We start from the raw sequence: 14,981 nt of genomic DNA on the forward strand, positions 1-14,981 counted from the left end.
CGTAAGGGGCCCTGTGGGGCTGCATCCTGGACGGCATGGATGATCTGGACGGCCTGGAACGGGATCTGCGGACGTCCGTGCGCGGCGGGGTCGACTTCTCCGTCACCGCGCGGGCCCTGAACACGATGGACGCGTCCAACTACCGCCGGGTGCCGCTCGGCGTGCTGACCCCGAGAGACGGCGACGACGTGGCCGCCGCCCTGGAGGTGTGCGGGCGGTACGGGGTGCCGGTCGTGGGCCGCGGCGGCGGCACCTCCATCGCGGGGCAGGCGACCGGCACCGGCCTTGTCGTCGACTTCACCCGCCACATGAACGGCCTCGTCGACCTCGACCCCGAGGCGCGCACGGCCGTCGTGCGGCCCGGCCTGGTCCTCGACCGGCTCCAGGCGGCGGCCGCCCCGTACGGGCTGCGGTTCGGCCCCGACCCGTCCACGCACAGCCGCTGCACCCTCGGCGGCATGATCGGCAACAACTCGTGCGGCTCGCACTCGGTGGCCTGGGGCACGACCGCCGACAGCGTCGCGGCGCTCGACGTGCTCACCTCCGACGGCGCGGCCCACCGGCTCGGGCAGGGCTGGCAGGGCGCGCCGGACGGGCTGCGCGCGCTGCTTGAGCGGGAGCTGGCGACGGTCCGCACCGGCTTCGCCCCGTACGCGGGCCTGCCGCGCCGCATCTCCGGGTACGCCGTGGACGCCCTGCTGCCCGAGCACGGCACCGACCTCGCGCGCTTCCTCTGCGGCACCGAGGGCACCCTCGGCCTGGTCACCGAGGCGACGGTGCGGCTCGTCGAGGCGCCGCCCGCGAAGGCCCTCGCCGTCCTCGGTTACGCGGACGAGAGCGCGGCGGCCGAGGCGGCGGCGGGCCTGCTGCCGCACGGGCCGCTGACCGTCGAGGGGATGGCCGCCGACCTCGTCCCGCCCGGTTCGGGCCTGCCCAGGGGCGGCGCCTGGCTGTTCGTGGAGACCGGGGGCGCGACGCCCGCCGAGGCGCGGGCGGCGGCGGAACGGATCGTGCGGGCGGCGGACGTCGTGGACTCTCTCGTGGTCGCCGACCCGGCCGGGCAGCAGGTGCTGTGGCGGATCCGCGAGGACGCCTCCGGCACCGCGACCCGGATGCCCGACGGCAGCGAGGCGTGGCCCGGCTGGGAGGACTGCGCGGTGCCGCCCGCCCGACTGGGCGCCTACCTGCGGGACTTCAGGGCCCTGCTCGGCGAGCACGGGCTGCGCGGAACCCCGTACGGGCACTTCGGCGACGGCTGCATCCATGTACGCATCGACTTCGATCTGCTGACGGACGCCGGGGTGGCCCGGTTCCGCCGGTTCTCCGAGGAGCTGGCCGCCCTCGTCGTCGCGCACGGCGGCTCGCTGTCCGGGGAGCACGGCGACGGGCAGGCGCGTGCCGAACTCCTCCCGAAGATGTACGGCACCGAACTGGTCGGCCTCTTCGAGCGGATCAAGGCGGTCTGGGACCCGGCGGACCTCCTCAACCCCGGCACGCTGGTGCGCCCCGCCCGCCTCGACGAGAACCTGCGCTTCGCCCCGCTGCCGCGCGAACCCGTCGACGTCGTCTTCGGCTACCCGCACGACGGCGGCGACTTCTCGGCGGCCGTGCGCCGCTGCGTCGGCGTCGCCAAGTGCCGCGTCCAGGAAGGCGGTTCGGGCAGCGGGGTGATGTGTCCGTCCTTCCGGGCCACCGGCGGCGACGAGACGCACTCCACGCGCGGCCGGGCCCGGCTGCTGCACGAGATGCTCGCCGGGGAGGTCGTCACCGACGGCTGGCGCTCGACGGAGGTGCGCGACGCGCTCGACCTGTGCCTGTCCTGCAAGGGGTGCAGGAGCGACTGCCCGGTGGGCGTCGACATGGCCACGTACAAGGCCGAGTTCCTGCACCACCACTACGCGGGCCGTCGCCGGCCCGCCGCGCACTACTCGATGGGCCGGCTGCCGCGCTGGCTGCGGCTGGTGGCGGCGACGCGCACGGCCGCGCTCGTCAACTCCCTCGCCTCCGTGCCGCCGTTGGCCGCGCTCGGCAAGCGGCTCGGCGGTGTCGCGCCGGAGCGGGAGATCCCCCGGGCGGCGCGGACGACGTTCAGCGCCGGGTGGCGGCCCGGCGGGCGGCGCGGCGACGGGCCTCGGGTGGCGCTGTGGCCGGACACCTTCACCGAGCACCTGTCCCCGCAGGTGGGGCATGCGGCGGTACGGGTTCTGGAGGCGGCCGGGATCGTGCCGCTGCCGGTGCCGCGCGCCCGGGGGCGGGTCTGCTGCGGCCTCACCTATGTCTCCACCGGGCAGCTCGACCGGGCCCGCGCGGTGCTGCAGCGGACCGTGGAGGTGATGGGGCCGGTCCTCGACGCGGGGGTGCCCGTCGTCGTCCTGGAGCCGTCCTGCGCGGCGGCGCTCCGCTCGGACCTGCCCGAACTCCTGCCCGGTGACGCGCGGGCCCGGCTGCTCGCGGAGCGGGTGGTCACCTTCGCCGAGGCGCTGGAACGGCTGGCGCCCGACTGGGACCCGCCGCGCGTCGACCGCCCCGTCGTCGGCCAGACGCACTGCCACCAGCACGCCGTGCTCGGCGACGCGGCCGACCGGCGGTTGCGGGAGCGGGCCGGGCTGGTGGGGGAGCTGAGCGGGGGGTGCTGTGGGCTCGCCGGGAACTTCGGTTTCGAGGAGGGGCACTACGAGGTGTCGGTGGCCTGTGCCGAGGAGCGGTTGCTGCCTGCCGTGCGGGCGGCGGGGGCGGGTGATGTGGTGCTGGCCGACGGGTTCTCGTGCCGGACGCAGCTGTCGCAGCTCGGTGACCGGGCGGGTCGGCATCTCGCGGAGGTGCTCGCCGAGGGGCTGTGAGGTTGTCGGCCGGGTGCCGCTCTCGTCGTGGCCGGTCGCGCAGTTCCCCGCGCCCCTGAAGCGAGCTTCGCTCGCCCAGGGGAGGCGCGCGGAGCGCTGCCTCAGGGGCTGGCTTAGCGTGGAGGTTCCAGCCCGGGATGCGGTGCAGTACCGTAAACGGGTCAGTCGAAAATATTGCACTTGCTGGAGGCAAGCGCAGACGGAAGAGGAACGAGGCCCGTGAACGGCTCGCGCACCGAACAAGCCCAGGCGCCCGCCCCGGAAGCCGCGCTCGTCCACCCGGAGACCGCGGGCGCCCCGGCCGGCCGGTGGGGCGCCCTGGGCCCGGTCGGCCTGGTCCTGGCGGGCTGTGTGTCGGTGCAGTTCGGCGGCGCGGTCGCGGTGAGCCTGATGCCGCGCGCGGGCGCCGTCGGCGTGGTCACCCTGCGGCTCGTGGTGGCCGCGGTGGTCCTGCTGGTCGTGTGCCGCCCCCGGCTGCGCGGCCACTCGCGGGCCGACTGGGGCACGGTCGTCGCGTTCGGCATCGCCATGGGCGGCATGAACCTGCTCTTCTACCAGGCCGCGGCCCGCATCCCGCTCGGCCTCGCGGTCACCTTCGAGGTGCTGGGCCCGCTGGCGCTGTCGGTCATCGCCTCGCGCCGCGCGATCAACCTCCTGTGGGCGGGCTGCGCGCTCGTCGGCGTCTTCCTGCTGGGCGGCGCGGGCGACGGCCTCGGCGGTCTCGACCCGGTCGGTGTCGCCTTCGCCGTCGCGGCGGGCGGCGCCTGGGCCACGTACATCGTCTTCAGCGCCCGTACGGGCCGCCGCTTCCCGCAGGCCGACGGGCTCGCCCTCGCCATGACGGTGGCGGCCGTGCTCTGCCTGCCGCTCGGCCTCGCGACGGCGGGCCCGAAGCTCTTCGACCCGACGACGATCGCGCTCGGCTCGGCCGTCGCCCTCATGTCCTCGGTGCTGCCCTACACCCTGGAACTGATCGCCCTGCGCCGCCTGCCCGCGTCCACGTTCGCCGTGATGATGAGCCTGGAACCGGCCATCGCGGCTCTCGCCGGTTTCCTCGTCCTGAGCCAGGCCCTGTCCTGGGTGCAGGCCGCGGCGATCGCCTGCGTCATCGTGGCGAGCATGGGGGCGGTGCGCACCCAGGTGGGCCGCAGGAAGAAGCGCTGAGCCTGGCCCTCGCGGCCGGCGGCGTGCTCGTCGTGCGCCACGACGCCTCGTGCACCGTGCTCGCCGACCCCGAGGGCAACCGGGTGTGCGTGTGCACGGCGGAGGGGCGGGAGTAGCGGCCGGCCGCCCGGCGGCCCGCATCGCCGGGCGGAACCGGGTCCACTTTTCATGCAAGCACGCTTGATTGTTTCCCGGGGCGCTGCCATGCTCCAGGCACGCCGCCGCACATCGCCCTGCCCCGAGGGGAGCGCACGTGTCCGATCAGCCGTCACCGCCGTCCGTCTTCGACGACCTGCGCGACGAGAGCACGGAACTCGACCGTCTGGTCGCCGGGTTGGGCCCGGACGGCTGGCGGGCCGCGACGCCCGCGCCGCGCTGGACCGTCGCCCACCAGATCGCCCATCTCGCCTGGACCGACCGCGCGGCGCTGCTCGCCATGACCGACCCGGACGCGTTCGCCGGGGAGGTCGAGAAGGCGCTCGCCGCACCGGAGTCCTTCGTCGACGACGGGGCCGACGAGGGTGCCGCCGGGCCGCCGGACGACCTCCTCGCCCGCTGGCGCGCCGGACGCACCCGGGTGGACGAGGTGCTGCGGGCCGTCGCCGCCGAGAAGCGGAAGTTCCCCTGGTACGGGCCGCCCATGTCGGCCGCGTCCATGGCGACCGGGCGGCTCATGGAGACCTGGGCCCACGGCCAGGACGTCGCCGACGCGCTCGGCGTCGTACGGGAGCCCACCGACCGGCTGCGGCACATCGCCCGGATCGGCGTACGCGCCCGGGACTTCGCCTTCGGGGTGCGCGGGACGGACGTACCGAAGGAGGAGTTCCGCGTCGAACTCCTGCTGCCCAGCGGCACGTTGTGGACGCTCGGCCCCGAGGACGCCGCCCAGCGCGTCACCGGTACCGCGCTCGACTTCTGCCTCCTCGTCACCCAGCGCGCCCACCGTGACGACGTCGACGTCCGCGCCGAGGGCCCCGACGCCGACCGCTGGCTCGGCATCGCGCAGGCCTTCGCCGGGCCGCCGGGACAGGGCCGCGCACCGAAGGGGGCCCGCGCGTGAGTGCGATACGCCCGCTGCGCATCGGCAACGCCTCCGGCTTCTACGGCGACCGGTTCGACGCGATGCGCGAGATGCTGGACGGCGGCCCGCTCGACGTCCTCACCGGCGACTATCTCGCCGAACTGACCATGCTCATCCTCGGCCGCGATCGCCTGAAGGACCCCGGGCGCGGCTACGCCCGCACCTTCCTGCGGCAGTTGGAGGAGTGCCTGGGGGCCGCCGTCGAGCGCGGGGTGAAGATCGTCGCCAACGCCGGAGGGCTCAACCCGGCCGGACTCGCCGAAGCCGTAAGGGAGTTGGCCGACCGGCTCGGCATCCCCGTCGCCGTCGCCCACGTCGAGGGCGACGACCTGCTGTCCACCGGCCGCTTCCCGGGCGCCCTGACCGCCAACGCCTACCTCGGCGGAGCCGGCATCACCGCCTGCCTGGAGGCGGGCGCCGACATCGTCGTCACCGGCCGCGTCACCGACGCCGCCCTGGTCAGCGGGCCCGCCGCCTGGCACTTCGGGTGGACGCCGCAGGACCACGACCGGCTCGCCGGGGCCGTCGTCGCCGGGCACGTCCTGGAATGCGGAACCCAGGCCACCGGCGGCAACTACGCCCACTTCGCCGCGCACGGCCCCGGCACGCTGCTGCGGCCCGGCTTCCCGCTCGCCGAGATCCACGAGGACGGCTCGGCCGTCATCACCAAGCACCCCGGCAGCGGCGGCCTCGTCGACCCCGGCACCGTCACCGCCCAGCTCCTGTACGAGACCGGTGGCGCCCGGTACGCCGGGCCCGACGTCACCGTACGGCTGGACAGCGTCCGCCTCGACGCCGACGGGCCCGACCGCGTCCGCGTGCACGGCGTGCGCGGCGAGGCACCACCGCCCACCCTGAAGGTGGGGCTCAACCGGCTCGGCGGGTTCCGCAACGAGGTCGTCTTCGTGCTGACCGGGCTCGACATCGAGGAGAAGGCCGCGCTGGTGCGGGCGCAGATGGCGGACGCCTTCGCCCGCGCCAAGTCCTCCCCCGAGCACGTGCGCTGGGAGCTGGCCCGCACCGACCGGCCCGACGCCGCCACCGAGGAGACCGCGAGCGCCCTGCTGCGGCTCGTCGTCCGCGACCAGTCCCAGGAGGCCGTGGGCCGGGCGCTGAGCGGCGCCGCCGTCGAGCTGGCCCTCGGCTCCTACCCCGGGTTCCACGTCACCGCGCCGCCCGGCAAGGGCGCCCCGTACGGCGTCTTCGAGGCCGCGTACGTGCCCCGCGCCGACGTCCCGCACCTCGCCGTCCTGCCCGACGGCGAGCGGCGCCCCGTCCCCGTACCGGACGGGCCCACCCGCCCGCTCGCCCCCGTCCCCGAGCCCGCCCTGCCCGAACCGCTGCCGCCGGGCCCCACCCGCCGCGCGCCCCTCGGGCTCGTCGCCGGGGCCCGCAGCGGCGACAAGGGCGGCGACGCCAACATCGGCGTCTGGGCCGTCTCCGACGAGGGCTGGCGGTGGCTCGCGCACACCCTCACCGTCGAGCGGCTGCGCGAACTCCTCCCGGAGACGGCCGGGTTGACCGTCACCCGGCACGTCCTGCCCCACCTCCGCGCCCTGAACTTCACCGTCGAGCAGATCCTCGGCGAGGGCGTCGCCGCGCAGGCCCGCTTCGACCCGCAGGCCAAGGGCCTCGGCGAATGGCTGCGCTCCCGCCACCTCGACCTCCCGGAGGCACTCCTGTGACCGTCCTGGCCAGCGCCCTGGACATCCGGTCCGACGACTACGCCGCCCACCGGAGCGCGCTCCTCGGCAAGCTCACCGCCCTCGACGGCGAACACGCCAAGGCGCTGAACGGCGGCGGCGAGAAGTACGTGCAGCGGCACCGCAAGCGCGGCAAGCTCCTCGCCCGCGAGCGCATCGAGCTGCTGCTCGACCCCGACACCCCGTTCCTGGAGCTCTCCCCGCTGGCCGCCTGGGGCAGCGACTACGCCGTCGGTGCCTCCCTCGTCACCGGCATCGGCGTCGTCGAGGGCGTCGAGTGCCTGATCACCGCCAACGACCCGACCGTGCGCGGCGGTGCCAGCAATCCCTGGTCGCTGAAGAAGGCGCTGCGCGCCAACGAGATCGCCTTCGCCAACCGGCTGCCCTGCATCTCCCTCGTCGAGTCCGGCGGCGCCGACCTGCCCTCGCAGAAGGAGATCTTCATCCCGGGCGGCGGGATCTTCCGCGACATCACCCGGCTGTCGGCCGCCGGGATCCCCACCGTCGCCGTCGTCTTCGGCAACTCCACGGCCGGCGGCGCGTACATCCCCGGCATGTCCGACCACGTCATCATGGTCAAGGAGAAGGCGAAGGTCTTCCTCGGCGGGCCGCCGCTGGTGAAGATGGCCACCGGCGAGGAGAGCGACGACGAGTCGCTCGGCGGCGCCGAGATGCACGCCCGCACCTCCGGGCTCGCCGACTACTTCGCCCACGACGAGCAGGACGCGATCCGGCAGGCCCGCCGCGTCGTCGCCCGCCTCAACCACCGCAAGGCGTACGGGGATCCAGCGCTCGCGGAGCCGCCCAAGTACGACCCGGAGGAGCTGCTCGGGATCGTGCCCGAGGACCTGAAGGTGCCGTTCGACCCGCGCGAGGTCATCGCCCGGATCGTCGACGGCTCCGACTTCGACGAGTTCAAGCCGCTGTACGGGTCCTCGCTCGTCACCGGCTGGGCGTCCCTGCACGGCTATCCCGTCGGCATCCTCGCCAACGCGCAGGGCGTGCTGTTCAGCGAGGAGTCGCAGAAGGCCGCCCAGTTCATCCAGCTCGCCAACCAGCGCGACATCCCGCTGCTCTTCCTGCACAACACCACCGGCTACATGGTCGGCAAGGAGTACGAGCAGGGCGGCATCATCAAGCACGGCTCGATGATGATCAACGCCGTCAGCAACAGCCGCGTACCGCACCTGTCCGTCCTCATGGGCGCCTCGTACGGCGCCGGGCACTACGGGATGTGCGGGCGGGCCTACGACCCCCGCTTCCTGTTCGCCTGGCCCAGCGCCAAGTCCGCCGTCATGGGGCCGCAGCAGCTCGCCGGGGTGCTCTCGATCGTCGCCCGGCAGTCGTCCGCCGCCAAGGGGCTCCCGTACGACGAGGAGGCCGACGCCGGTCTGCGCGCCATGGTCGAGCAGCAGATCGAGACCGAGTCCCTGCCGATGTTCCTCTCCGGACGGCTCTACGACGACGGGGTCATCGACCCGCGCGACACCCGCACCGTCCTCGGCATCTGCCTGTCCGCGATCCACACCGCACCGTACGAGGGCGCCCGCGGCGGCTTCGGCGTCTTCAGGATGTGACCCCAGTGATCTCCTCTGTTCTTGTGGCCAACCGCGGCGAGATCGCCTGCCGCGTCTTCCGCACCTGCCGTGAGCTGGGCATCCGCACCGCCGCCGTGCACTCCGACCCGGACGCGGACGCCCTGCACGTGCGCGAGGCCGACCTCGCCGTACGGCTCCCGGGCGCCACCCCCGCCGAGACGTACCTGCGCGCCGACCTCGTCGTGAAGGCCGCCCTCGACGCGGGCGCCGACGCCGTGCACCCGGGCTACGGATTCCTCTCCGAGAACCCCGACTTCGCGCGCGCCGTCACCGACGCCGGGCTGACCTGGATCGGCCCGCCGCCCGGGGCGATCGAGGCGATGGCGTCGAAGACCCGCGCCAAGGAGCTGATGGGCATCGCCCCGCTCGGCGAGGTCACCGAGGCCGATCTGCCCGTCCTCGTGAAGGCCGCCGCGGGCGGTGGCGGGCGGGGCATGCGCGTCGTACGGGAACTGGCCGACCTGGACGACGAGTTGAAGGCCGCCCGCGCCGAGGCGTTGTCCGCGTTCGGGGACGACGAGGTCTTCGTCGAGCCCTATGTCGAGGGCGGACGCCATGTCGAGGTGCAGGTCCTCGCCGACACCCACGGCACCGTGTGGGTGCTCGGCACCCGCGACTGCTCGCTCCAGCGCCGCCACCAGAAGGTGATCGAGGAGGCCCCGGCGCCCGGCATCACCCCGGAACTCGAAGCCCGACTCCAGGAGTTGGCCGAGCGGGCGGTGCGCTCGGTCGCGTACGTCGGCGCCGGAACCGTCGAGTTCCTCGTGGCGGACGGCACCGCCCACTTCCTGGAGATGAACACCCGCCTCCAGGTCGAACACCCCGTCACCGAGGCCGTGTTCGGCCTCGACCTCGTCGCGCTGCAACTCCGGATCGCCGAGGGGGAGGCGCTGGAGCCGGCCCCCCCGGCGCCGCACGGCCACGCCGTCGAGGCCCGCCTGTACGCCGAGGACCCGGCCGCCGGATTCGCCCCGCAGACCGGCACCCTGCACCGGCTCGCCGTCCCCGGAAGCGTCCGCCTCGACACCGGATACACCGACGGCGACCCCATCGGCGTCCACTACGACGCCATGCTCGCCAAGGTCGTCGCCCACGCGCCGACCCGCGCCGCCGCCGTCCGCGCCCTCGCCGGAGCCCTGGAGCGGGCCGCCGTGCACGGCCCCGTCACCAACCGCGACCTGCTCGTGCGCTCGCTGCGCCACCCCGAGTTCACGGCCGCCCGCATGGACACCGGGTTCTACGAGCGCCACCTCGACGGCCTCACCGCCCCCGACGAGGACCCGTACGCCCCGCTCGCCGCCGCCCTGGCCGCCGCGGCCGCCGCACCCTCGCGCTTCGGCGGCTTCCGCAACGTGCCGTCGCGGCCGCACAGCAGGAGCTACCGCAGCGTGCCGCACGACACCGCCTACGAGGTGAGCTACCGGCACACCCGGCACGGACTCGAAGCCGTCGGCCTCACGAGCACCCGCAGCGGCACGGACCCGGACGAGGGGACCGTGCAGGTCACCCTCCACGACGTCGATCCGGACGTCCGCGTCCTGCACGCCGCACCCGACCGCGTCGTCCTCGGCATCGGCGGCGTGCGCAGGACGTACGACGTCGCCGCCCACGACGACGGGCGGGTGCACGTGAACGGCACCACGCTCGTCGCCGAACCCCGCTTCACCGACCCCACCGAGCAGCGCGCCCCCGGCTCCCTGCTCGCCCCCATGCCCGGCACCGTCGTCCGCGTCGCCGAAGGGCTCGGCGCGGGCGCGGCCGTCACCGCCGGACAGCCCCTGATCTGGCTGGAGGCCATGAAGATGGAGCACCGCATCACCGCTCCCGCCTCCGGAACGCTCACCGCCCTGCACGCCCTCGTCGGCCACCAGGTCGAGATGGGCGCCCTGCTCGCCGTCGTCCAGGAGGAACAGTCGTGACCGCTCCCGTCCTCGAAACCGAAGAGCACCGCGCCCTGCGCGCCGCCGTCGCCGCCCTCGGCAAGCGCTACGGCCGCGACTACATGACCCGGATCACCAGCGCCGGAGGCCACCCCGAGGAGCTGTGGGCCGAGGCCGCCAAGCTCGGCTACCTCGGCGTGAACCTCCCCGAGGAGTACGGCGGTGGAGGCGGCGGCATCGGCGAACTCTCCATAGTCCTGGAGGAGTTGGGCGCGGCCGGATCGCCGCTGCTGATGATGGTGGTGTCGCCCGCGATCTGCGGCACCGTCATCTCCCGCTTCGGCACCGAGGAGCAGAAGCGCGCCTGGCTGCCCGGACTCGCCGACGGCAGCCGCACCATGGCGTTCGGCATCACCGAGCCCGACGCCGGGTCCAACTCGCACCGGATCACCACCACGGCCCGCCGCGACGACGACGGCTCCTGGGTCCTCAACGGGCGCAAGGTGTTCATCTCCGGCGTCGACATCGCCGACGCCACCCTCATCGTGGGCCGCACCTCCGACGCCCGTACCGGAAACCTCAAGCCGTGCCTGTTCATCGTGCCGCGCGACGCGGAGGGCTTCGGGCGCCGCCAGATCGACATGGAGCTCCAGGCGCCCGAGAAGCAGTGGGAGCTGACCCTCGACGACGTCCGGCTGCCCGCCGACGCGCTCGTCGGCGACGAGGACGCGGGGCTGCTCCAGCTGTTCGCCGGGCTCAACCCCGAGCGCATCATGACGGCCGCCTTCGCGATCGGCATGGGCCGGTACGCGCTCGGCCGCGCCGTCGAATACGCCCGCGACCGCACGGTGTGGAAGTCCCCGATCGGCGCCCACCAGGCCATCGCCCACCCGCTCGCCCAGGTCCACATCGAGCTGGAACTGGCCCGCCTGATGATGCAGAAGGCGGCCACCCTGTACGACGCGGGCGACGACATCGGCGCCGGTGAGGCCGCCAACATGGCCAAGTACGCCGCCGCCGAGGCCTGCGTCCGCGCCGTCGACCAGTCCGTGCACACCCTCGGCGGCAACGGCCTGACCCGCGAGTTCGGCCTCGCCTCGCTCATCACCGGCTCGCGCGTGGCCCGTATCGCGCCGGTCAGCCGCGAGATGATCCTCAACTACGTGTCCCACCAGACCCTCGGACTCCCCAAGTCCTACTGAGTCCTGCTGGGTACTGCTGAGCACGACTGAGCACAACTGACCTTCAATGACGAGGAGTTGGCATGGTGTTCCGGAGTGAGTACGCGGATGTGGGCGTCGTCGACGAACCCATCCACGACGTCGTGCTCGGGGGTGCCGCGGCCCGCGGCGACGCCCCCGCCCTCGTCGACGGGGTGGCCGGCACGACCCTCACCTACGTGCAGGTCGACCAGTTCCACCGCAAGGTGGCGGCCGGGCTCGCGCAGGCCGGGGTGCGCAAGGGCGACGTCGTCGCGCTGCACAGCCCGAACACCATCGCCTACCCGGTCGCCTTCTACGGCGCCACCCGGGCCGGCGCCTCCGTGACGACCGTGCACCCGCTGGCCACCCCGGAGGAGTTCGCCCGGCAGCTCAAGGACAGCGCGGCGAGCTGGATCGTCACCGTCACCCCGCTCGCCGCCGCCGCCCGGCGGGCCGCCGAACTCGCGGGCGGCGTACGGGAGATCTTCGTCTGCGACCCGGCGGGGGACTCCGGGCACCGCTCGCTCCTCGACCTGCTCGGCACCGACGCCCCCGAACCCCGTATCGCCGTCGACCCGGCCGACGACGTCGCCGCGCTCCCGTACTCCTCGGGCACCACCGGCCGCCCCAAGGGCGTCATGCTCACCCACCGCAACATCGCCACCAACCTGGCCCAGCTCACCCCGATGATGCCGATGGGCCCCGGCGACCGCATCCTCGCGGTGCTCCCGTTCTTCCACATCTACGGCCTCACCGCGCTGATGAACGCCCCGCTGCGGCAGGGCGCCACCGTCGTCGTGCTGCCCCGCTTCGACCTCGACACCTTCCTCGCGGCGATCGAGGAACACCGCATCAACGGCCTCTACGTGGCCCCGCCCATCGTCCTCGCCCTCGCCAAGCACCCGGCCGTGGAGGGCTACGACCTGTCCTCGCTGCGCTACATCGTCAGCGCCGCCGCGCCGCTCGACGCCGACCTGGCACGGGCCTGCTCGCAGCGGCTCGGCCTGCCGCCGGTCGGCCAGGCCTACGGCATGACCGAACTGTCGCCCGGCACGCACGTCGTCCCGCTGGCCGCCATGGACACCGCCCCGCCCGGAACCGTCGGCAAGCTGATCCCCAACACCGAGATGCGGCTGGTCTCCCTCGACGACCCGGCCGTGGACGTCGCGACCGGCGAACCCGGCGAGGTCGTCGTCCGCGGACCGCAGGTCATGAAGGGCTACCTCGGCAGACCGCAGGCGACCGCCGAGATGATCGACGGTGACGGCTGGCTGCACACCGGCGACGTCGGCACGGTCGACGCCGACGGCTGGCTGTTCGTCGTCGACCGGGTCAAGGAACTCATCAAGTACAAGGGCTTCCAGGTGGCCCCCGCCGACCTGGAGGCCCTGCTCCTCACGCACGACGGCATCGCCGACGCCGCCGTCATCGGCGTCACCGACGACGACGGCAACGAGATCCCGAAGGCGTTCGTCGTCCGCTCCGACCCGGCGCTCACCGAGGACGACGTGCTCTCCTACGTCGCCGGACGCGTCGCCCCGTACAAGAAGGTCCGCCGGGTGGCGTTCATCGACGACGTGCCCCGGGCCGCGTCCGGCAAGATCCTGCGCCGTCAGCTCAGGGAAGGGTGAAGGGAACCCCACACCATGACAGCCACGCCCCTCGTCCGGCACGACCGCACCCGCGGCGTCACGACCCTCACCCTCGACTCGCCCGCCAACCGCAACGCCCTGTCGTCGGCCCTGGTCGGCGACCTCACCGGGCTGCTGCGGCGGGCCGGGAAGGACGGCGACACCCGCGCCGTCGTCCTCACCCACACCGGCACCACCTTCTGCGCGGGCGCCGACCTGCGCGACCCGCCGGACCCGGACGCGCTGGTCGGCCTGTTGCGGACCGTCGTGGCCCTGGACAAGCCGGTGGTGGCCCGGATCGACGGCCACGTACGGGCCGGCGGCCTCGGGCTGGTCGGCGCCTGCGACATCGCGGCGGCCTCCGCCCGCGCCTCCTTCGCCTTCACCGAGGTGCGCATCGGGGTCGCGCCCGCCGTCATCTCCATGCCGCTGCTGCCCCGCGTCGACCCGCGCGCGGTGGCCCGCTACTACCTGACGGGGGAGCGGTTCGACGCGGCGGAGGCGGCCCGCGTCGGGCTGGTCACGGTGGCCGCCGACACCGTGGACAGCGCGCTCGAACCGGTCCTCGACGGGCTGCGGCGGTCCGCGCCGGACGCCCTGGCCGAGACGAAGAAGCTGCTCACGGTTAAGGTCCTTCAAGCCCTCGACCGGGACGCGGAGGCGCTGACGGCGCTGTCGGCACGGCTGTTCGCCTCCGACCAGGCCCGGGAAGGGATGACAGCCTTCCTCGAACGACGGGACCCCGCATGGGTGTTGTGACCCCGCCCAAACAGGACCGCTCGCGCGCGACGCGCCGCAAGCTCCTGGAGTCCGCGGTGGCCTGCCTGGCCGAGCGCGGCTGGTCCGGCTCCACCGTGTCCGTCGTCGCCGAGCACGCCGGGGTGTCCCGGGGCGCCGCCCAGCACCACTTCCCGACCCGCGAGGACCTGTTCACGGCCGCCGTCGAGTACGTCGCCGAGGAGCGGTCCACCGCGCTGCGCGGGCTGAATCCGCAGGGGCGGGCCGAGGCCGTCGCGGCCCTGGTCGACCTCTACACCGGGCCACTGTTCCGGGCCGCGCTGCACCTGTGGGTCGCCGCGTCCAACGAGCCGCAGCTCGGGGGCCGGGTCGTGGACCTGGAGGCCCGGGTCGGCCGCGAGACCCACCGCATCGCGGTCGGACTCCTCGGCGCAGACGAGTCCGTCCCGGGGGTACGGGAGGTCGTCCAGGGCCTGCTCGACATGGCCCGGGGCCTCGGCCTGGCCAATCTCCTCACGGACGACGCCGCCCGCCGCCGGCGCGTCATCGCCGAGTGGACCGCCATCGTGGATCGCGCTCTGACCCCGTCCCGCTGACCGTTCCGGGAACGGCGGCCGCGTCCCGCTACCGCGTACTGGTGCCGAGCGGTCCGGGGACCGCCGTGCGGCGGCTCTCCGCCTGCTGGGCGGCGGTCAGCGCGGTGGGCTCCTCCCGCGTGGAGGGCACCCGGTGGATGAGGTCGGTGACGACGTAACTGTCGACGTACGCCTGGACCTCGACGATCTTGTCGTCGGCGAACCGGCAGGCCCACACGTAGAAGGGGTCGTAGGCGTTGTCGTCGTTGGCCGTGGCCACCCCTTCCATGATCACGATCGTCTGCTCCGCGGTTCCGTACATGGCCTTGAGGTCGAAGCTCAGTCCGCCGGACCGGGCGCGCACCTGCTCCAGGGTTCCGTCGAGGAAGTCCCGCTTGTTCCGGTAGGGGCCGGCCAGGGGGTGGCGGCCGACCATGGTCCATTGCACCTGGTCGGAGACGTGTTCGCCGAAGAACTTGTCGACGGTGGACAGATCGCCGAGCAGCTCGAAGATCTCGCGCCGATCCTCACAGGTGCCGTTGCGCTGCGTCATGAGACTCCTTGGCTCA

Annotated in this window: 11 protein-coding genes; 10 read left to right on the plus strand and 1 reads right to left on the minus strand. The window is 73.9% G+C overall.

The window, feature by feature from the left end:
- Positions 1-44: 44 nt before the first annotated feature.
- From ABII15_RS21640 to ABII15_RS21685, 10 genes are all read left to right on the plus strand, one after another.
- Positions 45-2,840, plus strand: coding sequence for an FAD-binding and (Fe-S)-binding domain-containing protein (locus ABII15_RS21640; protein ID WP_353947143.1), 2,796 nt, complete (start codon positions 45-47; stop codon positions 2,838-2,840).
- Positions 2,841-3,059: 219 nt separating this feature from the next.
- A complete protein-coding gene (locus ABII15_RS21645) occupies positions 3,060-4,004 on the plus strand; it encodes an EamA family transporter (RefSeq protein ID WP_353943968.1) in 945 nt (314 codons plus the stop codon).
- Between the two features lie 253 nt (positions 4,005-4,257).
- A complete protein-coding gene (locus ABII15_RS21650; RefSeq protein WP_353943969.1) occupies positions 4,258-5,064 on the plus strand; it encodes a TIGR03084 family metal-binding protein in 807 nt (268 codons plus the stop codon).
- Positions 5,065-5,069: 5 nt separating this feature from the next.
- Entirely contained in the window at positions 5,070-6,770 is a 1,701-nt protein-coding gene (locus ABII15_RS21655) for an acyclic terpene utilization AtuA family protein (protein ID WP_353947144.1), read from the plus strand.
- Positions 6,767-8,365 carry a carboxyl transferase domain-containing protein gene (locus ABII15_RS21660; RefSeq protein WP_353943970.1) on the plus strand — a complete coding sequence of 533 codons (1,599 nt, stop codon included), beginning with the start codon at positions 6,767-6,769 and terminating at the stop codon, positions 8,363-8,365. The genes ABII15_RS21655 and ABII15_RS21660 overlap by 4 nt, the downstream gene beginning before the upstream one ends.
- A 5-nt stretch (positions 8,366-8,370) precedes the next feature.
- Entirely contained in the window at positions 8,371-10,305 is a 1,935-nt protein-coding gene (locus tag ABII15_RS21665; protein ID WP_353943971.1) for a biotin carboxylase N-terminal domain-containing protein, read from the plus strand.
- Positions 10,302-11,468, plus strand: coding sequence for an acyl-CoA dehydrogenase family protein (locus tag ABII15_RS21670; RefSeq protein ID WP_353943972.1), 1,167 nt, complete (start codon positions 10,302-10,304; stop codon positions 11,466-11,468). Before ABII15_RS21665 ends, ABII15_RS21670 begins: the two co-directional genes overlap by 4 nt.
- 65 nt (positions 11,469-11,533) lie before the next feature.
- A complete protein-coding gene (locus ABII15_RS21675; RefSeq protein ID WP_353947145.1) occupies positions 11,534-13,099 on the plus strand; it encodes a 4-coumarate--CoA ligase family protein in 1,566 nt (521 codons plus the stop codon).
- A 15-nt stretch (positions 13,100-13,114) separates the two neighbouring features.
- Positions 13,115-13,858: an enoyl-CoA hydratase family protein gene (locus tag ABII15_RS21680; RefSeq protein WP_353943973.1), complete on the plus strand. Its 744-nt coding sequence runs from the start codon at positions 13,115-13,117 to the stop codon at positions 13,856-13,858.
- On the plus strand, positions 13,846-14,433 hold the full coding sequence (locus tag ABII15_RS21685; RefSeq protein ID WP_353943974.1) for a TetR/AcrR family transcriptional regulator: 588 nt from the start codon (positions 13,846-13,848) through the stop codon (positions 14,431-14,433). The genes ABII15_RS21680 and ABII15_RS21685 overlap by 13 nt, the downstream gene beginning before the upstream one ends.
- Before the next feature lie 28 nt (positions 14,434-14,461).
- On the opposite strand, the gene ABII15_RS21690 is transcribed toward ABII15_RS21685, so the two are convergent.
- Positions 14,462-14,965, minus strand: coding sequence for a hypothetical protein (locus ABII15_RS21690; RefSeq protein WP_353943975.1), 504 nt, complete (start codon positions 14,963-14,965; stop codon positions 14,462-14,464).
- Positions 14,966-14,981: the final 16 nt, after the last annotated feature.

Source organism: Streptomyces sp. HUAS MG91 (assembly GCF_040529335.1).
GTDB classification, from domain to species: Bacteria; Actinomycetota; Actinomycetes; order Streptomycetales; family Streptomycetaceae; genus Streptomyces; species Streptomyces tabacisoli.

Coding starts and splice junctions, on each gene's coding strand:
- ABII15_RS21690 (WP_353943975.1), bottom strand. CDS start 14,965: ATGACGCAGCGCAACGGCACCTGTGAGGATCGGCGCGAGATCTTCGAG.
- ABII15_RS21685 (WP_353943974.1), top strand. CDS start 13,846: ATGGGTGTTGTGACCCCGCCCAAACAGGACCGCTCGCGCGCGACGCGC.
- ABII15_RS21680 (WP_353943973.1), top strand. CDS start 13,115: ATGACAGCCACGCCCCTCGTCCGGCACGACCGCACCCGCGGCGTCACG.